The organism is Streptomyces sp. NPDC024687 (assembly GCF_055559055.1).
This window is the reverse complement of sequence record NZ_JBVHLJ010000001.1, coordinates 1,156,267-1,176,701: the sequence shown is the minus strand read 5'-3', so window position 1 is coordinate 1,176,701 and position 20,435 is coordinate 1,156,267. Positions and strand designations below refer to the sequence as shown.

Genomic DNA, 20,435 nt, shown 5'->3' with positions numbered 1-20,435 from the left:
GGGCGGGATTCACTGGTGGGGACGGGTGGTGCTGGGCCGGAGGCGGGAGCTGGTGTTGAGATGATCGATGGGCCTTACTTCGTGCTGGTCGTGCTCGGGGTGCTCGGGACCGGGCTGGTGGCCGGGGTGTTCTGCGCGTTCTCGACGTTCGTGATGAGGGCGCTCGCCGCGTTGCCGCCCGCGCAGGGCGTCGCCGCCATGAACGCGATCAACGTGAGCGCGGTGCGGCCGCCGTTCATGGCCTTGTTCGCGGGCTCCGCGGTGCTGTCCGCGGTGATCGCGGTGGTGACGTTCGTGCTGTGGCCGGACGAGGGGACCGTGGAGCTCCTGGTGGGCAGCGCGCTGTATCTGTTCGGCACGTTCGGGCTGACGACGGTGGCGAACGTGCCCCGCAACGACGCCCTGCTCAGACTGGACCCGGGCACCCCGGAGGCGACGGCGTACTGGCCGGCGTACGTGCGCGAGTGGACGGTGTGGAACCACGTCCGCGCGCTCGCCTCGGGCGCGGCGGCCCTGGCGTACGTACTGGCCCTCACGTGAACAGGGGAAATGAGCGCGGGAAATGAGCGCGGAAAACTGGTGAAAAGGCTGTCCCGGCGGATCACCAGGCACTCTGCGCGAGTGGCCGAGGAGTCGTATCGTGGCCGAAAGAAGTTCCGCAGGAGTGCCGCCCGATGACGCTCGGCCATGTCGGACGCGTCAGCGTCACCAGCGTGAGCGAGGAAGACGGCCATGGCCGATCCCAAGGGATTCATGACCACCCCGCGCCAGGACTGGCCCCGTCGGCCGGTCGAGGAGCGGGTCCGGGACTGGGACGAGGTGTACGTCCCCGGGGCGCTGCTGCCCATCATCACCAAGCAGGCGGACCGCTGCATGGACTGCGGGATCCCGTTCTGCCACGAGGCCTGTCCGCTGGGGAATCTCATCCCCGAGTGGAACGACCTGGTGTCGCGGGAGGACTGGCGGCAGGCCGCCGACCGGCTGCACGCGACGAACAACTTCCCCGAGTTCACGGGGCGGTTGTGTCCGGCGCCCTGCGAGGCGGGGTGTGTGCTCGCCATCAACCAGCCGGCGGTCACCATCAAGAACGTCGAGGCGGCCGTCGCGGACCGGGCCTGGGAGCTCGGGTTCACACCACCGCGACCGCCTGACCGGCTCTCGGGGCGGACCGTCGCGGTGATCGGGTCGGGGCCGACCGGGCTCGCCGCGGCACAGCAGTTGACGCGGGCGGGGCACACCGTCGCCGTCTACGAGAAGGACGACCGGATCGGCGGGCTGATGCGGTACGGCATCCCCGAGTTCAAGATGGAGAAGCGCCATCTGGAGCGGCGGATCGAGCAGATGCGGGCCGAGGGGACGAAGTTCCGTACGTCCACGGCGGTCGGGCGGGATGTCGGGGCGGCGGAGTTGCGGACGCGGTACGACGCGGTGGTGATCGCCACGGGGGCCACGGCGTGGCGCGAACTGGACGTGCCTGGGCGGGAGTTGGCCGGGGTCCAGCAGGCCATGGAGTATCTGCCGTTGGCCAACCGGGTGTGCGAGGGGGAACTGGCGGTGTCCCCCATGTCCGCCGCCGGGAAGCATGTCGTGATCGTGGGTGGGGGTGACACGGGAGCCGACTGTCTGGGGACCGCGGTGCGTGAAGGGGCCGCCTCCGTGACCCAGTTGGACATCTACGCCCAACCGGGGAGCGAGCGGGACGAGGATGTCGAGCCGTGGCCCACCTACCCGAAGATCTACCGCTTGTCGGCGGCGCACGAGGAAGCCCGTGATCTGGAGACGTCGCCCTCGGCCGATGCGGACGCGCGGTTGTTCGCGGCGTCCACGCTGCGCTTCACCGGGGACGAGGACGGGCATGTGCGGTCGCTGCATCTCGTCGAGGTGGACGCGGCGCGGCGCCCGGTGCAGGGCTCGGAGCGGACGCTTCCCGCCGACCTCGTCCTGCTGGCGCTCGGGTTCTCCGGGCCGGATCGGGGCGACGGGCTCGTGGAGCAGCTGGGCCTGGCGATGGAGCCTCGGGGGACGGTCGCGCGGGATGTGGGGTTCGCCACGAACGTGCCGGGGGTGTTCGCCGCGGGGGACGCCGCTCGGGGACAGTCGCTGATCGTGTGGGCGATCGCGGAGGGGCGGGCGGTCGCGGCGGCGGTCGACCGTTACCTGACGGGGAATTCACGACTGCCGGCGCCGATCGGGCCGTACGACCGGCCGATGACGGTGTAGGGCGGCACGGGAGGATCCCGGGCGGGGAAGCTCCATATGCCGCCCCCCACCCACCGGGCCCCCCGCCCACTCACCCCCGCTCGTCCGCCCCCGCCACCTTCGCCGTCGCCAGGGCCACCCGGTTCCACGTGTTGATCGTGAGGATCAGGGACAGTACGTGGGCCAGTTCCTGTTCGTCGAAAACGGCCGCGGCCTGCGCGTAGACCGTGTCGGGGACTCCCCCGTCGGCCACCAGCGTCACCGCCTCCGCGAGAGCGAGGGCCGCCTGTTCCTTCTCCGTGAAGAAATGGCGGGCCTCGCGCCAGACCGCGACCATGTGGAGGCGGTCCTCCGTCTCGCCGGCCTTGCGGGCGTCGTTGGTGTGCATGTGGAGGCAGTACGCGCAGTGGTTGAGGTGGGAGGCGCGGATCTGGATCAGCTCGACGAGAGCGGGATCGAGGCCCTCACGGGCCGCCGTGTCGAAGCCGACCAGAGCCCGGAACACCTTCGGGGCGGCCTTGGCGAGGTTCAGTCGAGCCGTACCTGTCACGTGCGTGTTCGTCGTGGTCATGCACTCAACCTACGGGGCGGAAAGACCGGCTGTAGGGTGCATTTCCGTGGCGGAATCATGGGTCAATTACGCGGAGCGGATCGGCTCCGACCTGCACCTGGAGCTCTCCGGTCCGGGGAGCAGACGGGCCGCGCTCATCGGGGCGCTGCGCGACGCCGTACGCAGCGGGCGGCTCGCCCCGGGGACCCGGTTGCCGCCCTACCGCTCGCTCGCCGCCGATCTCGGTGTCGCCCGCAACACGGTGGCCGACGCCTACGCCGAACTCGTCGCCGAGGGCTGGCTCACTGCCCGCCAGGGCTCCGGCACCCGCGTCGCCGAACGGACCGGGCCGCTCCAGCCGGCCGTACGCGCGAGGGAGCCCGTGCACCGGGCTTCGCGTTCCGTCCGCCACGACCTCCGGCAAGGCACCCCCGACGTCTCCGGCTTCCCCCGGTCCGCCTGGCTCGCCTCCTACCGCCGGGCCCTCAACCGGGCACCCAACGAGGTCTTCGGTCCCGGCGACCCCGCAGGACGGCCGGAGTTGAGGGCGGCTCTCGCGGCATACCTCGCACGCGCGCGTGGCGTGCGGACGGAACCGAACCGGATCGTCATCTGCTCCGGATTCGCCCACGCCCTGCGGCTGCTCTCCGGGGTGCTGCGCGGCCCGCTCGCCGTGGAGGCGTACGGACTGCCCTTCCACCGGGAGCTGCTCGCGGCCGAGGGCGTTCGAACCGTGCCGCTCCCCCTCGACGAACACGGTGCACGGGTCGACCGGTTGGCCCGCGAGCGGGCCGTCCTGCTCACGCCGGCCCACCAGTTCCCCACCGGAGGTCCGCTGCACGCGGAGCGCCGGGCGGCGGTGGTCGACTGGGCACGCGCGCGTGGCGCGGTGGTGCTGGAGGACGACTACGACGGCGAGTTCCGCTACGACCGCAAGCCCGTCGGCGCCCTGCAGAGCCTCGATCCCGAGGGGGTCATCCTGCTCGGCTCGGTCAGCAAGAGCCTGTCGCCCGCGGTGCGGCTGGGGTGGATGGTGCTGCCCGAGCGGTACGTCGGCGACGTACTCGCGGCCAAGGGCGAGCGCGAGGCCTGGGCAAGCGTGCTCGACCAGCTGGCCCTCGCCGACCTGATCGTCTCCGGGTCCTACGACCGTCACGTACGGCGGATGCGACAGCGCTACCGGAGCCGCCGGGACCGGCTCGTCGCCGCGCTGGCCGAGCGCGCGCCGCACATCGAGGTCAGCGGGGTCGCGGCGGGGCTGCACGCGGTGCTGCGGCTGCCGCCGGGCAGCGAACGGTCCGCCGTCGAGGCCGCGGTCCGCCAAGGGGTCGCCCTCGACGGGCTCGCGGAGTTCCGCCACCCGGACACGGACATGCCGGCACACGACGGTCTGGTCGTGGGGTACGCGACACCTTCCGAGCATGCCTACGGAGCGGCGCTGGAGGCGCTGTGCGGGGCACTGGCGCCGGGTGGGCCGTCAAGGGTGTGAGTGTGCCTCCGAGCTACGAGTCGTACATCCGCGCGGGATGCGGCTTCATGGTGTCCATCTCAATCTTTAAGTGACTACCGAGCAATTCAGCACTGCGGTCAGGAGAGCAGGAAGTCGGCCACCCCCGCCTTCGCGCCCTCGATGAACGCGGTCATCTCGTCGGTGGTGTAGATCAGCGCCGGTCCGTCCGGGTCGGTGGACTGGCGCACGGCGATCCGGCCGTCGGCGAGCTTCATCGCCTCCAGGCAGTTGCCGCCGTTGCCGCCGCTCCACGGCTTGTGCCAGCCCTCGCTCCCCAGCTCCCGGGCGGGCATGCCGTTGTAGACGGCGAGGCGTGGCTTGATGCGGTTCATTCACAGCTCCTTGCGGAGATCCCGGAGGATCTCCTTCGTGCGATGTGCCGTAGCGGCCTGTGCCGCCATGCGGTCCATGACCTCGAGGTGGGTAGCCACCTCGACGCGCGCGTCCAGATAGACCGCGCCGGTCAGGTACTCGCTGTAGACCATGTCCGGAAGTTCGGGCACGGCGAATCGGAAGAGCACGAAGGGCCCGTACGTGCCGGGGTGCGGCCCGTTGGCGAACGGGGCGACCTGGAGCGTCACATTGGGCAGCTTCGTTGCCTCGAGCAGTTTGTCGATCTGCGCACGCATCACCTCCGGGCCGCCGACGGGGCGGCGCAGCACGGTCTCGTCCATGACCACCCACAACCTGGGCGCGTTCTGACGGGTGAGCAGTCCCTGCCGTTCCATGCGCAGGGCCACATGGCGTTCGATGTCCTCGGGGCTGGTCTGGCCGATGGCGCCCGAGCGCAGGACGCCACGCGCGTAGTCCTCGGTCTGGAGCAGACCGGGCACGAAGTGCGGCTCGTACTCGCGGATGAGCGCGGCCGCTCCCTCCAGGCTGACGTGCATCGAGAACCAGCCGGGCAGCACGTCGTGGAAGCGCTGCCACCAGCCGGGACGGTTGGCGTCCTCGGCGAGCTGGACGAAGTCCTCGGCCTCCTGGTCGGAGACCCCATAGGCCTTCAGCAGCAACTGGAGGTAGGGGATCTTGAGCCCCACCTCGGCCATCTCCATACGGCGGACGGTGGCGGGGGCGACGCGGAGGATGCGGGCGGCCTCCTCGCGCTTGAGCCCGGCGCGTTCCCGCAGGTCCAGCAGGCGCCGACCGAGGACGACCTGGCCGACCGTCGGCGCGGACCGCGGTTCGCTCACGCTCCACCTCCACTGAGTCATGTACGGGCGTCGACGTCATGTACGGGCATCACGGCCACCAGCATGCTGACAGCCCAGCGGCGCCATTCGAAGACCTGATTCGAAGATTTGTACGGGTGCGAAATACCGCTGCGTACGGATCTCCGGTGATCCCAACTGGCGCCGCTCAACATGCTGTTGCGAGCAGTGTGCCACGGCCCCTCACCGCGTCACACAGCACTCTGCATTTTTCAGAGTGACACTTGCCAAGTGTTCACGACGGGGCGATAGTGGCAAGCGTGATTCCGTCCCCGCCCTTAGGAACAGACGCTACCGAAGGCCACCCCCAGGGTCTCGGTGTCGCGGGACCGGGGCCCGACAGGGCCGCCGCCCGGCGCCGGTTCCGTTTCGAGCTGGCCGCGCATCCGGGTTCTCCCGCGCAGGCCAGACGCCTGACGAGGGCGCGGCTGACCCATTGGTCGGTCTGTGAGGACACCTGTGACTCGGCCGCCCTGGTGGTCTCCGAGCTGGTGACCAACGCCATCGTGCACACCGCGAGCAGCCGTGTGGTGTGCGAGCTGCACGACAACGACGACCTGGTGCGGATAGCCGTACGTGACGAGGGCTGCGCGCCGGGTCAACCGCATCCGTCCCCGCAGCGCGGCGAAGAGGAGCACGGGAGGGGACTGCTCCTCGTCGACTCCCTCTGTCACGCGTGGGGCGCCCATGAGCACGGCCCGGGTCTGCTGGTCTGGGCGGAGCTGCCGCGCAAGGCGGACATGCCCCGCGAGGACCCCGGCCCGCGCAACGACCTGGGCTGGGGGGCCCGCCCCAAGCCGGTTCCCTCCGGGGAGCCGGGCCAGGGGGACGAGGCCGAGGAGCATCACAGAGCCGTGCCCGAGGGAGAAGCTCGCGAGCACGGAGCCGGGGGCGCGGGCGGATGGGCGTGAGGAGCGGCTCCGGCGGCCAGGTGCTGACCCTGGACACGCTGGTCCGCCTCGGATGCAGACTGCGGACGGCGGGGACGCCGGGGACGCCGGGGACGCCTCACAAGCTGGCCGTGCCGGAAGGAATGACGGTGCCGCTGGGCTGCGACGCCGTGGGAGTGCCCGTACTGCTGGGCGAACAGCTGGCGTCCCGCTTGCCGCGGGTCGGGTGCGTGTACGCCGATGCCACGCACTGGTGGTGGCTCGTCCCCGCCGACTCCGACTACGCGCTCGAGTGGCCCGCGCCTGCCCAGTACGCCACCGGGGCGGTTGTTCCGGACGCCCCGGTGGTGCCCTCTCTCGTGCGTCGGGGCGAGGGGACGCTGCCGTACACGTCGCCGATACCGTTGTACTTGGCGTTGTGCCGGCTGACGGGGACCACTCCTGTCTGGTCCCGGCCGGTCAGTTCTGCCGGTTAGGTCGCCTTTCGAGTACGGCCGAGTGGGGGCTTGTCGCGCAGTTCCCCGCGCCCCTGAGTGGGTCACCGCACCCGGCGCTCGAAAGTGTGCGCCCGCGCGTGCTGCGAAACCTTCCTCTGCGCCCTCCCTCCCCACCGCCCACCCCGCCATAGTTGCCCCGTCCACGATCGGGGAGGTCCGCGGTGGGGAAACGGCGTGGCACCGAGCAGCCCGGGGTCTCCGAGTCGGAGCGGCTGCTCTTCGGAGGGCCGTTGCGGTACGACGCGGGGTGGAACTCGCACTCCGACGCCTTTCTGGAGCTGGGGTTCCGGGCCATGGTGGGGCGGTTGCCGTCCCTGCTGTCGGGGAGTCTCCGGCTGGCCTGGCAGGCCGACCGGCAGGCCGCGCGGATCGTGCTGGTCGCCGAGGTGGGCCGGGGACTGACGCAGGCCGTGAGTCTGCTCGCCGTCAACAGTGTGCTGGGGCGGCTGATCGGCACGGGTGCGCTGGAGGACCGGCTGCGGGGTGCCGTGCCCGCGCTGGTGACGATGGCCGCCGTCCTGCTCGTGGGGGCGCTGCTGCGGGCGGCGTCCACGTACGCCACGGGACGCCTTGAGCCCAAGGTCGAGCGGGTGGCGACCGAGCGGTATCTGGAGCGGGCGGCCACCGTGGAGCTGGCCGCGATCGAGGACCACGCGTTTCACAAGCTGCTGGACACCGCGCAGTACGGCGCCACGTCGGCCCGCCGGATGATCTCGTTCGCGACACGTGTGGTGAACGGGATGATCTCGCTGATCGCGGCGGCGGGCGTGCTGACCGTGCTGCACCCCGCGCTGCTGCCGCTGCTGGTCACGATGACGATCCCGAGCGGGTGGGGCGCGCTGACGATCGCGCGCCGCCAGTACGAGTCCTTCCACACCTGGGTGCAGCACGTGCGGGCGGGCCGACTGCTCGGCGCCCTGCTGATCGAGCCGGAGTCGGCGCCGGAGATCCGGGTCCACGGCGTCGGCCCGTTCCTGCTCAGGCACTACCGCGCGATGGCGGAGACGGCGGAGGCGGAGCAGGCCCGGCTGGCCCGGCTCGCGGCCCGCACCGGGCTGATCGCGGCGGCCTGGACGGGCCTGGCGACGGTGGCGACGTACGCGACCCTGGGCGGACTGCTGCTGGGGGGTGCGATGGCCCTGTCGGTGGCCGGAACGGCGGTGATCGCCGTGCGCACCGGCTCACAGAGTCTGAACACCCTGGTCATCGAGATGAACACGCTGCACGAGGAGGCCCTGTTCGTGGGCGACCTCCAGCGGCTCCACGAGGAGGGGGCCAAGTGGGCGATCCCGGCGGGCGGGGCCGCGCTCCCGGACGATCCGCGCGAGATCCGCTTCGAGAACGTCACCTTCGGCTACCCGGGTGACACGACCCGCCCCGCGCTCGACGACGTGACGCTCACCCTGCCACTCGGCAAGATCGTCGCACTGGTCGGTGAGAACGGCTCCGGCAAGACCACCCTGGTGAAGCTGCTCGCGGGGCTGTACACCCCGGACCGGGGCCGCGTCCTGTGGGACGACGTGGACGCGGCGCACGCGGACCGGCAGCTGCTCGCCGAGCGGGTGGCGATGGTCGCCCAGGACTTCAAGCGGTGGCCGTTCACCGCCCGCGTCAATGTGGCGGTGGGCCGTTCGTCGGTGCCGCTGACCGACGAACGGGTGTCCGGCGCGGTCGTGGAGGCCGGGGCCGGGGAGGTGCTGGCCGATCTGCCGCGCGGCCTGGACACGCTGCTGGCCCGCAACTTCAGCGGCGGCCACGAGCTGTCGGGCGGGCAGTGGCAGCGGCTCGGGATCGCCCGGGCCGCGTACCGGCGCGGCCGCATCCTGATCGTGGACGAGCCGACGGCCGCCCTGGACGCCCGGGCCGAGCTGGAGGTCTTCGACAAGATCCGCGCCCTGGCCGGCACCGGTCAGACGGTCGTCCTGATCACCCACCGGCTGGCGTCCGTACGCCACGCCGATCTGGTGCACGTCCTGGAGCAGGGGCGGCTCGTGGAGTCGGGCACGCCCGACGAGCTCCTGGCCTCCGGTGGTGTCTACGCGGAGCTGTATACGCTTCAGGCCGAGCAGTTCGCGGCAAAGGTGCCCGCCGAGGAGGCGGGCTGACCTCATGCGACAGCGTCGATCGCTGCCTCTCCGCTGCGGACGATCACCAGGAACGTGTCGGTCGCGAGGTCCATGACAACCTCGGCCGGCAGCCCTTCGAGACGCCTCGCCTGCGCGAACTCCTCCGCCGGCCACGATCCACGCGGCCCGCCAGCGGGAAAGCGTTCGAGCACTGTTCGCCCGTTCACCACCCTGCACCTCCAGAAAGCGTTGCGCTCCCCGTAGGAGCGCTTGTAGGAGTTAACGCCTTCCGGGGCCGAAAAGCCTCGGTGAGTTGCCGTACTGAGACGTAGTTGACACGAGTTCAGCGCGAAGCGTGAGAGTTTGATTACTCAACGGTCACATTGCTTACTCAATGCGTCAGTCCTCGTACTCATCGTGATAACGGATGCGTGCGCTCCCCGCGGGCGCCCCCAGAGCGGACGCACGCCCCTTGGGTTCCTCCCACTCCTCCTGCCGTCCCAGCGCGGTGAGATCGAGGAAGCTGGTGGTCGAGCCGAGACCGTCCAGGCCGCGGTCATGGGTCGAGTAGGTGTGGAAGACCCGGTCGCGGTCGCGCAGGAAGCAGCTGATGCCGGGCCGCTCGGCCGGCTCCCCCTCGATGTCCACGGTGGCCTCGAAGTCGCGGTTGAAGTCGCTGCCGCAGGACGAGTACCAGGGCACGGTCCATCCCATCCGCGCCTTGAACGGCAGGATCTTCGTGTACGGCGCTCTCGACACGGCCGCGAACGTCGTCCCCCGTGCCTTGAGATGGGCCAAATGCCCGATCTGGTCCAGGAAGGCGGAGCAGCTGCGGCAGCCCGCGTCCTACTCCGGCGCGAACATGAAGTGGTAGACGACAAGCTGGCCGCGTCCCTCGAACAGGTCGAGCAGGGTGGCCTTGCCGTCGCCGCCCTCGAAGACGTACTCCTCCTCCACCTCGACCATGGGCAGTCTGCGCCGCTCGGCATTGAGTGCGTCCCGCGCACGCGTGGCCGCCTTCTCCCTGACCAGCAGCTCCTCGCGCGCCGCGCGCCACTCGTCCCGCGAGACGATCTCCGGAAACGCCATGGGGTCCCTCCTGCGCAACGGTCCGTCAGGGATGGTGACCGTGGGGAGGAGCGGAACTCATCGCTGTCGGGGAGATTTCTTCCGAGCGACAGAGTGCGGAAACCGAGCATCCCCACGACCGCTTCCCCGACGCCCCACGCACGATGAGGTCAGTCATCCATGGTCGCCGAGCGCGCCGGGGAGCGGCCGGCGATGGACCCCATCCCGCACCCGACCGCTCGGCCCGGCGCGGGATGGGGTCGTCCGACCGGCCGACCATCCGGGTGTGGCCGGCCGCGTCCATGGCTGGTCGGCGTCGAGCACGGGCGGCAGCGAGAGTGACCATCCAGGCGGGCGTCCACGTCCTACGGCTGGTCGGGGCGGTCCTCAGCAGGGCCCGTGCGGATCTGCCCGGTGCCGGCGCGATCACGGGCTGCCCGAAGTAGTGGTCGGCGAAGCAGGTGACCCCGCCCCGGATCATCTCCGCGCAGGCCAGCCGGGCCCCCAACTCCACATCCTTCTCGGTGAGGTTGGACTCGATCGGCCAGACGACGTCGTTGAACCACTCCTCGGTCGGCAGGTCTTCGACGATCCCGCGCAGGGCGACCATGGGCGCGTGGGTGTGGCAGTTGACGAGCCCGGGAAGGGCGATCTGCCCCGCGTCGATGCGCTCCACCGCGGGCAGTTCCTCGGCCTCCGCACTGCTGGTCACCGACGCGATGACACCGTCCCGTACGACGATCGCGGCCTCGTGCGCGAACTCGACCCGCTCTTGATCGTCGTGCGTGAGCACCGTGCACGGGGAGATGATGAGACCTGCGGGAGAAGGCGTCATACAGGCACCGTACGACGCGGTCGTGCCCTCGCAGTGGGTGAAGCGCGCATCCCGTCGCCACCCTGTCGCGGCGGCGTCGGCGCGTGCACCCTGGCCTCACCACCGCCCGTCGTACGCCTCTTGGAAGGGGTCCGGCATGCTCGTCGGCACCTGGAATCTGGAGAATCTGATGCTGCCGCGCAGCGGCGACGGCGCCCCCGGGAGCGAGGCCGAGTACGACGCGAAAGTGGAGGCCCTCGCCTCCGTGATCACCGCGCTCGACCCGGCGCTGCTGGGCGTCCAGGAGGTCGGGCAGGAGGAGACACTCGCCGACCTCGTCAAAGCGATCGGCGGGCAGTGGCACACCGCGCTGTCCCGGCACGCCGACCACCGGGGCATCCGCGTCGGCTTCCTCAGCCGTACCCCGCTGCGGATACGGCGGGACACCCATGCGTTCGCGGACGGGCTGCGCCCCGTGCAGGTCAACGACCCCGACGAGCAGAACGAGCATGACGTGCAGGTGAAGGAGACCAGCCGCGGCTTCCTCGCCGTGGAGACCGACGCCGGCGACGGGTTGCTCCAGGTCGCGGTCGCCCATCTCAAGTCGAAGCTGCTGTCGTATCCGGGCCCCGAGGGCAGGAGCCGCTTCCAGCCGAAGGACGAGGCCGAACGGGCCCGCTACGGAGCGTACGCCCTCTACCGGCGGGCGGCCGAGGCGACGACCCTGCGCGCCCTCGCGGACTTCCTGCTCGAAGGCGCCGGGACCGAACGGGACGTGATCGTCCTCGGTGACATGAACGACGTGGCGAACGCCGCCACCACACAGATCCTGCTCGGCCCGCCCGGCTCCGAGCTCGACAGACCGCGCGCGTTCCACCAGCCCGACGCGGGTGATCCGTTCCGGCTGTGGGACATCGCCCCCTGCATACCCGAGGAACGGCGCTTCTCCCGGGTCAACTTCGGACGCGCCGAACTGATCGACCACGTCCTGGTGAGCCACCGTCTGGCCCGCCGCATCCTGGAGGCGGGGACGGGTCTGCCCGAGCACCGGGACGACACCCTCGTACTGCCGTCGGTGGACGAGGATCCGCGCAAGCGGGTGGGGACGCCCGGCTCGGACCACGCCCCGGTGTGGGTACGGGTGTAACTCCTAGCCGGCGAGGGGGACTTCGGGCAGCCGGATCTCCACGCGCCCCCGCCCCCCGTCGAGCCGGCCGAGTTCGTCGAGCAGTTCGGTGAGCCGGTGGACCTGTTCGCGGGTGAGCCGCCCGGAGTCGTCGAGGTGGACCGCGCACGCGGTGGTCGTGTCGACGATCCGTTCGAGCACGGCGACGATCTCGTCGGCGCCCTCGGAATGCCGGGCGAGCGCGGGGAGTTCGGCGGCGGCGAGGGCGATGGCGGTACGGGCCTCGGCGAGCGCGCGGTAGGCCTCGCGCCGAAGGGTCCAGCGCAGGGCGCGGGTGTCTTCGGTCGGCGCGTCCTCGGTGCGGGTGTCGCGTACGGCGGACCCGGCGCCCCGGGGGACAGGCCGCTCGGTCTCCCGCAGAACGTGCGCGAGGTACGCCTGCGCCGCCCCGCCCGCCGCGGCCAGCCGGGACCGTACTCCCCCGCCCCGCTGTCCCGGCATCGGCAGATGCCCCACGAGCAGCACGATGGCGCAGGCGAGCAGGGTCTCGGTGATCCGGCCGACGGAGGCCTGCGGCTCGCCGCCGACCATCACGAGCGCCAGGACGAGGACCGTGACGACGGCGGTCTGCGCGGCGAAGTGCCGGGTGGCCACGGGGATGAGGGCCCCGCTGACGGCGACCAGCGCGATGAGCCCTTCGGGCCGCGGCAGCACGAGCGCGAACCCGGCGAAGACCAGTGCGCCCAGGACGGTCCCGGCGGCCCGGCACAGCACCCGGGAGACGAGCGGTCCGAGGTCGGGCTTGACGAGGAAGACGGCGGTGGCGGGCAGCCAGTACCAGTGCTGGTGCTCCCCGTACCAGTGGGAGTGGTGCAGGGCCTGGGCCACGGCGACGCTGGCCCCGAAGCAGAGGGCGACCCGCAGCCCGTACTCCCGCCCGCCGGCCCCGAAGACGGACCGCAGCAGGCCCCGCACGGTGAGCCGGCGCGTGTGCAGATCCCCGCCCCGCCCGCGGTCGAAGGCCTCGGCGGCCCGCAGCAACGCGTCGTCGAGCGCCCGCAGCGCGGGCCCGGAGCGGCCCGGCGCGGGCAACGGCCCGGTGTGCGTGTTCTCCCGTACGGCGGCGGCGAGCCGCCGGGGCCCCGTGGCGGCCCGTCCGGGCACCGCTTCCTCCGCCCAGGCAAGCGCGGTGGCGGCCTCGGCGAGCGGCAGCGCGGCCGCGTACTGCGCGTGCAGCCGCCGCTCGGCGGACGAGCTGGCGTACCGCCGCAGCCGGGGCCCGGCGAGCGCGTCCTGGGCGTGATCGAGAGCGGCGGTGAGCGCGACGCGGCGGGCGATGGCGTGCTCGGTGCCCGCGGCGGCGAGCAGGTCGGCCACGGCGTCGTACACCTCGGCGACGGCCTCCCGCTCGCCGTCGAACCGGAAGTCCCCGACGAGGGCACCGGGGGTGGGCAGCACGAGCCGCAGCCCGAGCAGCCAGCAGGCCCCGCCGAGATAGGCGAGGGCCCGCAGCCACCCCTCCTCCGGCAACGGCATGCCCGCCCCGATCGCCGAGGCGACGAGCACCTGCGTACCGGCCCCGGAGGCGACGGGCCCGACGGCGCTGATACCGCCGGCGACCAGCCCGACGAGGGTGAGGACGACGGTGAGGGGCACGGCCCCCACGTACTCCCCCGCGTACGTCCCGACGACCATGCCGACCGCACCGGCGAGCGCGGGCACTCCGATCCTCTTCACGGAGACCCGCCGGCTCCCGGGCCGGTCGTTGATCCCGGCCAGCATGGCGGCGATGGCGGCGACGACACCGAGGGAGGTCTGCTCGACGAGGACGGCGGCGAGAAGGAGAGGCCCGGCGGACAAGGCCCCCCGCACCACGGCGCTCCAGGGAATCGGCCCCCGCTGAGCACGGAGAGCGTGCGCGAGCCAGGGCGGTAGGTGCATCCGTAGGGCGGGGCGGGACACGGGGCTCCTGTCGTCGGGGCGAGGCCGGGGTGTGCCTCCGGGCGACGGCGACCGGGCGTTGGGCTGTGTTCCTACGGTAGATCGGGTACCCGGACGGTCCGGGGCACTTGTGTTACCCGCGTGTGAAGATGCACGCAAAAGCCACGTTCTTTATGAACGCAACCCGGGGCCGTGAGTCGGCGGGGGCTTTGCGGCCGTTCAGCCCGCTCGGTCGAACAGCTCCCGCACCTCCGTGACCGCGCGGACGGCCGATCCGGGTGATGCGGTCAGGGACTGGACGATCCGGTCGACGTCCCGCAGCCCCGCCCGCTCCAGCAGCCGCTTCTCATTGGTCACCCATTCCCCCCGGGCCGCCAGCACCGAGTGCCCCATCTGGACGGCGGCCACGGCAAGCGCGCCGGCGGTCTCGGTGAGGCGGCCGGCCGGCGCGTGGTTGGCCTCGGTGTAGGCGAGCGTGAGGTGGGCGGTGTCCCGCCAGCGGGCGGCGGCGGAGCTGCGGAGCTTCGCCGGGTAGGCCGCCGGGCGTGGCAGGTCACCCCTGAGGACCCGGTTGATCGCGAGTTCGGCCACGATCAGGTAGGTGGGGATTCCCGCGAGGTGGAACAGCAGCGGCTCCACCCGGAACCGTCCCGCCTCCGCCTCCGTCAGTTCGCGTTCCACCACGTCGAGGTCCCGGTAGTGGACGTCCACCCGGCGGCCGCCGATCGTCAGCCACGCGCCGCCGTTGAACACGCCGCCGCCCCAGCCGCCGACCTCGGACACCTCGCCCTCCCAGCCGACGGCGCGGAGATCGGCCGGGTCGAAGGCGCCCCGGTAATAGACCGCCAGGTCCCAGTCGCTGTCCGGCCGTGCGGTTCCCTGGGCGCGGGACCCACCGAGGGCCACGGCCCGGACGGCGGGGAGCGCGGCGAGGCGGTCGGCGGCGGTGTCGAGGAAGACGTCGTCGGAGAGCGTGGAGGACATGGGCACAGCGTACGAAGGTGTCGCGCGAGGGCCCATTGTCAGTGGTACGCGTTATCAATGAAGTCGTCACTCAGTGTTACGACGACGGGGGAACCTGCGATGGCGGCGCACGAGAAGGATCCGGACCCGGGGGCACACCGCACGCACCTCTCCGCTGCCGGTCTCCGGGCGCGCGGCCGGACGACCGGGATGATCCGCCGGTTGCTCGGCGAGCCGGATCTGCGCCGGCCCAACCCGTTTTTCCGTGCCAGGAGTCAGGGCCGCTTCGGCGGTTGCCGCCCGGCGGTCCGCCGCCGTGAAGGAGGCCGCGTCGCTCAGGCGGCGGGAGGTGCCGGTGCTCGCCCCGGACCGGTTGGCGGCGCCGACCGTCGGGTACCGCGATCGCCGGGAAGGGCCACCACAGTCCCCGCCCGGCTGCGCGGACCTCGACCGCTGGAAGGTCGACCACCTCCGTCATCGGCCGGCCCGCTACGACGACGTCCTCGACGAGCTGTCCGGCCGCACCGGACGCGCGGCCGCGGAACACCTGCTGCGGCGCAGGGTCTACGCGGCCTCTCCCAGGCGTACCCCGACCTCGCCCAGGAGTGCGAGCGCCGGTGCGGCCTCCCGGACCGGTGACGTGGGGTCCCGGAAATTCAGGTGCGGTCCCGTCCCCCGGGCACCGATGATCGGAAGTCGTCCGCCGCTCGCCACAGGAGTCCACGTGATCCAGCGCGTCACCGTCCCGGCCCTCTTTCCGCCGCCGACCTACTCCCACGCCTCCGTCGTCGAGGCCGGCACGAAGCTCGCGTTCCTCGCCGGGTCCGTTCCGCTGGACGCCAGGGGGAATCTCGTGGGTGAAGGGGATCCCGCGCGGCAGGCCAAGCAGGTGATCGCGAATCTGCGGGAGCAACTGCACGCGGTGGGCAGCGACTTGGAGCACGTGTTGTCCACCGACGTGCACGTGGTGAGCAGCGAGCCCGCGGTGCTGTCCACCGTGTGGGAGGTCGTCGAGGCGTCCGGCCTGAGCACCGGTCCGCATGCGTCGACGCTGATCGGGGTCGCCTGCCTCGGTTACACCGGCCAGTTGGTGGAGATCACGGCGACGGCCGTGGTGCCGGAGAAGACCTCGCGATGAGCACGGTCGTCATCCGCCGGGCCACCGCGTCCGACGCCTCCGCCACGGCCGACGTCTATCTGCGTTCCTTCGCCGCCGCGTTGCCGACGGTGATACGGCCCCGGTCCGACGACGAGGTGCGCGCCTACATCCGGGATGTCGTGGTGCCGTCGCGGGAGACGTGGGTGGCTGTGGCGGAGCAACAGGTCGTGGGACTCATGGTGATCGCCGGCGATCTGCTGTCCCAGCTGTATCTCGACCCCGACTGGCGGGGACGCGGCATCGGCGACCGGTTCCTCGCGCTCGCCAAGGAACGCAGCCCGCAGGGGCTGAGCCTGTGGACGTTCCAGGTCAACAAGCCGGCCCACCGCTTCTACGAGCGGCACGGCTTCGTCGAGGCCGAACGCACCGACGGCAGCGGCAACGAGGAGCGGGAGCCGGACGTGCGGTACGTCTGGCAGCCCTGAGCACGCGGTCAGCGCGACCGCGGTCCCCACACCCGCCTCTTCGGCACCGGCTTCGCATAGCCGCCCGCCCGGCTGGTGTTCAGCCCCAGCCCCACCAGCGACTCCGCCAGCTTCACCGCCGCCCCCACCCCGTCGACGACGGGAAGCCCCAGCTTCTCCCCCACCGTCCGCTGCAGCCCGGTCATCCCCGCACACCCCAGTACCAGGACCTCGGCGCCGGCCTCCCGTGCCCGCTCGGCCGCTGCCACGAAGGCGGCCTCCGTGCGGTCGGCGTCGCCCAGGTCGAGAACGCCCAGTCCGGTGGCGACGACGGCGGCGCAGTTGCGCCCCACCCCCGCCAGCTCCAGGCTGTCCTCGATCTGCCCGCAGGACCGCTCCAGCGTGGTCACCACGCCGTAACGCCGGCCGAGCAGACAGGCCAGATGAGCGGCGGCCTCGGTGATGTCGACGACCGGGACGTCCACCAACTCCCGGACACCCTCGCGTCCGTGCTCGCCGAAGCCGGCCATGACGACGGCGTCGTAGGAAGGCCCCTCGTAGGTGCGCAGCAGGTCGATGACCGCCGCCGCGGAGAGGTAGCTGTCGAGCCAGCCCTCCGCGGACTCGGGTCCCCAGGCGGGGGTGAGCCCGAGCACGGTGGTGCCCGGGCCTGCCGCGGCCCGGGCACCTCGTACGATCTCCTCGGTCATCTCCTGCGTGGTGTTGCAGTTGGTGACGGCGATCCGCACGTTTATCGGACCTCCACAGCCTCGGGGACCTCAGGAGCGGCTCGCTCGCTCCGGCACAGCAGCGCGTACAGGCCGGCCGCGAGTGCCGTCCCGATGAACCAGGAGTACGGGGCCACGTCGCTGAACGTCTTCACCAGGGCGAGGACACCCGCGACCGCGGCCGCCGGCAGGAACGCCCACAGGGCCTTGGGGTTGACGCCCTTGCGGTAGTAGTAGCGGGAGCCGGGCTCGGCCTTGAACAGCTCGTCGACGTCCACGCGGCCCTTCTTGACCCAGTAGTAGTCGAGCATGATCACGCCGAACAGCGGGCCGAGGAAGGCGCCGAGGCCGCCGAGGAAGTAGTTGACGACCGTGGGGTTGGAGAAGAGGTTCCACGGGGTCACGACCAGGGCCGCGACCGTGCTGATCATGCCGCCGACCTTGAAGGTGATCTTCTGCGGCCAGACGTTGGCGAGGTCGTACGCCGGTGAGACGAAGTTGGCGACGATGTTGACGCCCATGGTGGCGACGGCGAAGGTGAGCGCGCCCAGCACCATCACCCAGGTGTTGCCGACCTTGGCGACGAGTTCCGCCGGGTCGGTGATGGCCTGGCCCCAGACCTCCAGCGAGCCGGCGGTGACGATCACGGAGACGACCACGAAGGCCGTGGAGTTGATGGGCAGGCCCCAGAAGTTGCCGCGGCGAACAGTCCTGTAGTCCGGGGCGAAGCGGGAGAAGTCGCAGAAGTTGAGCATCAGCGTGCCGTACGTGGCGAGGATCAGTCCGATCGCGCCGAACCACTGCCGCCACTGCTCGCCGACGGAGACCGGGTGCGGTGTGCTGGTGAGCGAGATGCTCCAGCCGGCCTTGGCCAGCACCCAGATCGCCAGCGCGATCATGACGAGCCAGATCGCCGGTCCGCAGAAGTCCTGGAACTTCCTGACCGACTCCATGCCCTGGCTGATGATCAGCGCCTGGATCAGCCACAGGGAGAGGAAGGAGACCCAGCCGAGCGCGTCGAGGCCGAGGAAGGAGCTGTGCGTCCAGGACTCCAGGCCCGGCCAGGCGGCCAGCAGCATCACGTTGACCGCGACGGAGGCGAGGTAGGTCTGGATGCCGTACCACATGATGGCGATCACGGCCCGGATCAGGGCCGGGATGTTGGCGCCCCACACACCGAAGCTGATGCGGCTGACGACGGGGAACGGCACGCCGTGGCGCTGGCCGATCTTCCCCATCCAGTTCATGCCGATGTAGATGATCACGAAGCCGACGAGCAGCGACGTGAAGACCTGCCACACGTTCATGCCGAGGACCAGCAGACCGGCCGCGAAGGTGTAGTTGCCCAGGTTGTGGACGTCGGACATCCACATGGCGAAGAGGTCGAAGACCTTCCAGTTCCGCTTGCCGGCGGGCGCCAGGTCTTCGTTGGTGAGCCGGGGATCGGGGACGAACGCTGGTGTGCCGGTGGCTTCGACACTGTCGGCGAGGGACACAGGGCCTCCAAGGACGGGGGACAGGAGGATGGCGGCCGCCTGGCATCCGGTTTTGGTATACCAAACTGCGCACATGGTCTCCCCGTCAAGAGATCCGACCGATGTCGCGTTCGTTAAGGCTCCGTAAAACAGCTCCGGCGCCGACGACGGCTTGGGCGTCGGAGAAGATGGCTCCATGAGCTCCACGACGAACATCGAGCCTCTCGGCGCCGTCCGCGAACGCGTCCTGGTCACCCTGCGCCAGGAGATCATCGCGGGCGGACTGCGCCCGGGTGACCGGCTGGTCGAGCGGGAGCTCGCCGACCGTTTCGGGGTCTCCCGGGTACCGGTCCGCGAGGCGATCCGCGCGCTGGTCGCCGAGGGCTTCGTCCACTTCGAGACGCCCCGCCGCACGGTCGTACGGCGCCTGACCCCGAACGACGTCAAGGAACTCTTCGAACTGCGCGAGGCGTTGGAGGTGTACGCCGCCGGTCTCGCCGCGGCCCGAGCGACCCCGGAGGATCTCGCCGAGGTGGAGCGGCTCCTCGACCTCGCGGCGACCGCGACCGAGGCGGGCGACGCCGAGACCATCACGGACGTCAACAGCCGCCTGCACGACAGCATCGTGGCGATGGCCCGCAACAGCCTGCTGGTCGAGGCCCTGGAACCGGTTGCGGGACGGCTGCGCTGGATGACCCGGCGCAACGAGGAGTGGCCCCAACTCCTCGTCGAACACCGCGACCTGTACGAGGCGATCGCCTCCGGCGACCCGGACCGGGCCCGCGCGCACGCCCTGGCACACGTGCGCACCAACTACGAGTCGACGGTACGGCAGCTGTTCGGGGACTCGGCAGAGATGATCTAACGGGTCCAGCCGCGCGCGTATCTGTCCGTCGCCGCCACCATCGCGTCCACACCCCGGTCCCCCGCGAAGTGTCCGCCGTCGTCGATCACCGTCAACTCGCTGCCGGTCCAGGCGTGATGGAGCCGCCAGACGATGCCGAGGAGGTTGCCGAAGTCGAGGCTGCCCTGGACGAGGGTGCCGGGGATGTCCTTGAGGAGGGGTGCGTCGCGCAGGACGACGCCCTCGTCGTTGCCCTCGCCCAGGAAGTGGTCGTTGCCCCAGTAGTGGGTGACGGTACGGGCGAAGCCCTGGCGGAAGACCGGGTCCTCGTAGCGCGGCACCGACCGCGGCGGCGCGGACTCGATCGCGGTCTCCCAGTCGGTCCACGCCTGTGCCGCGCGCTCACGCACCTCGGCGTCGGGCGACTCCAGCAACCGGTTGTACGCGGCGGCCACGTTCCCGGCCCGTTCCCCGGCCGGCAGCTCGCCGACGAACCGCTCGAACGCCGCCGGGAAGATCTTCCCAAGTCCCCTGGTCATCAAGGCCACTTCGGGGTTCGCGCCGGTCGCGACCCCGGTCAGCACCAGCTCCGTCACGGCGTCCGGATGCGTCTGCGCGTACCGCAGCCCGAGCACCGAACCGAAGGAGATGCCCCACACCAGCCACCGCTCGATCCCCAGATGCCGGCGCAGCAGTTCCAGGTCCCGGATGAGATGCGGGGTCGTGTTGACGCTCATGTCGGTGTCGTACGCGCTCGCGTGCGGCGTCGACCGCCCGGCGCCCCGCTGGTCGAGGAGCACGATCCGGTAGGCGGCGGGGTCGAACAGCCGACGCATCCACGGCGTGCAGCCGGACCCCGGCCCACCGTGCAGCACCACCGCGGGCTTGCCGTCCGGATTCCCGCAGGTCTCCCAGTACACGCGGTTGCCGTCGCCGACGTCGAGCATGCCGTGGTCGTACGGTTCGATCTCCGGGTGAAGAGGCATCCGG

19 protein-coding genes and 2 pseudogenes are annotated in these 20,435 nt (G+C 71.3%); 10 read left to right on the top strand and 11 right to left on the bottom strand.

What is annotated here, in order from left to right:
- The first annotated feature begins 60 nt into the window (after nt 1-60).
- Together ACZ39I_RS05240 and ACZ39I_RS05235 are read left to right on the top strand one after the other, a co-directional pair.
- The gene (locus ACZ39I_RS05240; protein ID WP_467242899.1) at nt 61-540 is read left to right on the top strand and encodes an anthrone oxygenase family protein; all 480 of its coding nucleotides are present in this window, start codon (nt 61-63) and stop codon (nt 538-540) included.
- Nucleotides 541-732: 192 nt separating this feature from the next.
- A complete protein-coding gene (locus ACZ39I_RS05235) occupies nt 733-2,220 on the top strand; it encodes a glutamate synthase subunit beta (protein WP_467242898.1) in 1,488 nt (495 codons plus the stop codon).
- A 70-nt stretch (nt 2,221-2,290) separates the two neighbouring features.
- Here the strand turns inward: ACZ39I_RS05235 and ACZ39I_RS05230 are convergent, their stop codons facing one another.
- Nucleotides 2,291-2,770 (bottom strand): carboxymuconolactone decarboxylase family protein, encoded by a 480-nt coding sequence (locus ACZ39I_RS05230; RefSeq protein ID WP_467242897.1) that lies wholly within the window; start codon nt 2,768-2,770, stop codon nt 2,291-2,293.
- 46 nt (nt 2,771-2,816) lie between these two features.
- Between ACZ39I_RS05230 and pdxR the strand changes: the two genes are divergently transcribed.
- Nucleotides 2,817-4,238 (top strand): MocR-like pyridoxine biosynthesis transcription factor PdxR, encoded by a 1,422-nt coding sequence (gene pdxR, locus ACZ39I_RS05225; protein ID WP_467242896.1) that lies wholly within the window; start codon nt 2,817-2,819, stop codon nt 4,236-4,238.
- Between the two features lie 98 nt (nt 4,239-4,336).
- Here pdxR and ACZ39I_RS05220 read toward each other — a convergent pair whose 3' ends face one another.
- Together ACZ39I_RS05220 and ACZ39I_RS05215 are read right to left on the bottom strand one after the other, a co-directional pair.
- Nucleotides 4,337-4,591: a DUF397 domain-containing protein gene (locus ACZ39I_RS05220; RefSeq protein ID WP_352382659.1), complete on the bottom strand. Its 255-nt coding sequence runs from the start codon at nt 4,589-4,591 to the stop codon at nt 4,337-4,339.
- Nucleotides 4,592-5,452 carry a helix-turn-helix domain-containing protein gene (locus ACZ39I_RS05215; protein ID WP_467242895.1) on the bottom strand — a complete coding sequence of 287 codons (861 nt, stop codon included), beginning with the start codon at nt 5,450-5,452 and terminating at the stop codon, nt 4,592-4,594.
- A gap of 269 nt (nt 5,453-5,721) precedes the next feature.
- Here ACZ39I_RS05215 and ACZ39I_RS05210 point away from each other — a divergent pair, with 269 nt between their 5' ends.
- The 3 genes from ACZ39I_RS05210 (at nt 5,722) to ACZ39I_RS05200 (ending at nt 8,962) form a co-directional block, all read left to right on the top strand.
- Nucleotides 5,722-6,381 (top strand): ATP-binding protein, encoded by a 660-nt coding sequence (locus tag ACZ39I_RS05210; protein ID WP_467242894.1) that lies wholly within the window; start codon nt 5,722-5,724, stop codon nt 6,379-6,381.
- On the top strand, nt 6,372-6,836 hold the full coding sequence (locus ACZ39I_RS05205; RefSeq protein ID WP_467242893.1) for a hypothetical protein: 465 nt from the start codon (nt 6,372-6,374) through the stop codon (nt 6,834-6,836). The genes ACZ39I_RS05210 and ACZ39I_RS05205 overlap by 10 nt, the downstream gene beginning before the upstream one ends.
- A gap of 182 nt (nt 6,837-7,018) precedes the next feature.
- Nucleotides 7,019-8,962, top strand: coding sequence for an ABC transporter ATP-binding protein (locus tag ACZ39I_RS05200; protein WP_467242892.1), 1,944 nt, complete (start codon nt 7,019-7,021; stop codon nt 8,960-8,962).
- 2 nt (nt 8,963-8,964) lie between these two features.
- Here ACZ39I_RS05200 and ACZ39I_RS05195 read toward each other — a convergent pair whose 3' ends face one another.
- From ACZ39I_RS05195 to ACZ39I_RS05185, 3 genes and pseudogenes are all read right to left on the bottom strand, one after another.
- Nucleotides 8,965-9,150, bottom strand: a complete 186-nt coding sequence (locus tag ACZ39I_RS05195; RefSeq protein ID WP_079141074.1) for a hypothetical protein — start codon at nt 9,148-9,150, stop codon at nt 8,965-8,967.
- A 172-nt stretch (nt 9,151-9,322) separates the two neighbouring features.
- Nucleotides 9,323-10,012 (bottom strand): annotated as a pseudogene (locus ACZ39I_RS05190) (DUF899 domain-containing protein).
- 388 nt (nt 10,013-10,400) lie between these two features.
- A pseudogene (locus tag ACZ39I_RS05185) lies at nt 10,401-10,826 on the bottom strand (amidohydrolase family protein); the annotation flags it as partial.
- A gap of 136 nt (nt 10,827-10,962) precedes the next feature.
- Between ACZ39I_RS05185 and ACZ39I_RS05180 the strand changes: the two are divergent.
- Nucleotides 10,963-11,952 (top strand): endonuclease/exonuclease/phosphatase family protein, encoded by a 990-nt coding sequence (locus ACZ39I_RS05180; RefSeq protein ID WP_467242891.1) that lies wholly within the window; start codon nt 10,963-10,965, stop codon nt 11,950-11,952.
- A gap of 3 nt (nt 11,953-11,955) precedes the next feature.
- On the opposite strand, the gene ACZ39I_RS05175 is transcribed toward ACZ39I_RS05180, so the two are convergent.
- Both ACZ39I_RS05175 and ACZ39I_RS05170 read right to left on the bottom strand, forming a co-directional pair.
- Nucleotides 11,956-13,872, bottom strand: a complete 1,917-nt coding sequence (locus ACZ39I_RS05175) for an FUSC family protein (RefSeq protein ID WP_467243324.1) — start codon at nt 13,870-13,872, stop codon at nt 11,956-11,958.
- 219 nt (nt 13,873-14,091) lie between these two features.
- Nucleotides 14,092-14,856 (bottom strand): nucleotidyltransferase domain-containing protein, encoded by a 765-nt coding sequence (locus tag ACZ39I_RS05170; RefSeq protein ID WP_467242890.1) that lies wholly within the window; start codon nt 14,854-14,856, stop codon nt 14,092-14,094.
- Nucleotides 14,857-15,559: 703 nt separating this feature from the next.
- Between ACZ39I_RS05170 and ACZ39I_RS05165 the strand changes: the two genes are divergently transcribed.
- Together ACZ39I_RS05165 and ACZ39I_RS05160 are read left to right on the top strand one after the other, a co-directional pair.
- On the top strand, nt 15,560-15,973 hold the full coding sequence (locus ACZ39I_RS05165) for a RidA family protein (RefSeq protein WP_467243323.1): 414 nt from the start codon (nt 15,560-15,562) through the stop codon (nt 15,971-15,973).
- Nucleotides 15,970-16,419, top strand: a complete 450-nt coding sequence (locus tag ACZ39I_RS05160; protein ID WP_467242889.1) for a GNAT family N-acetyltransferase — start codon at nt 15,970-15,972, stop codon at nt 16,417-16,419. Before ACZ39I_RS05165 ends, ACZ39I_RS05160 begins: the two co-directional genes overlap by 4 nt.
- 8 nt (nt 16,420-16,427) lie before the next feature.
- Here ACZ39I_RS05160 and ACZ39I_RS05155 read toward each other — a convergent pair whose 3' ends face one another.
- A complete protein-coding gene (locus ACZ39I_RS05155; RefSeq protein ID WP_467242888.1) occupies nt 16,428-17,147 on the bottom strand; it encodes an aspartate/glutamate racemase family protein in 720 nt (239 codons plus the stop codon).
- Between the two features lie 2 nt (nt 17,148-17,149).
- The gene (locus tag ACZ39I_RS05150; protein ID WP_467242887.1) at nt 17,150-18,622 is read right to left on the bottom strand and encodes an NCS1 family nucleobase:cation symporter-1; all 1,473 of its coding nucleotides are present in this window, start codon (nt 18,620-18,622) and stop codon (nt 17,150-17,152) included.
- 175 nt (nt 18,623-18,797) lie between these two features.
- Here ACZ39I_RS05150 and ACZ39I_RS05145 point away from each other — a divergent pair, with 175 nt between their 5' ends.
- On the top strand, nt 18,798-19,466 hold the full coding sequence (locus ACZ39I_RS05145) for a GntR family transcriptional regulator (RefSeq protein ID WP_467242886.1): 669 nt from the start codon (nt 18,798-18,800) through the stop codon (nt 19,464-19,466).
- On the opposite strand, the gene pip is transcribed toward ACZ39I_RS05145, so the two are convergent.
- The gene (gene pip, locus ACZ39I_RS05140) at nt 19,463-20,431 is read right to left on the bottom strand and encodes a prolyl aminopeptidase (protein ID WP_467242885.1); all 969 of its coding nucleotides are present in this window, start codon (nt 20,429-20,431) and stop codon (nt 19,463-19,465) included. The genes ACZ39I_RS05145 and pip overlap by 4 nt on opposite strands.
- Nucleotides 20,432-20,435 lie beyond the last annotated feature (4 nt).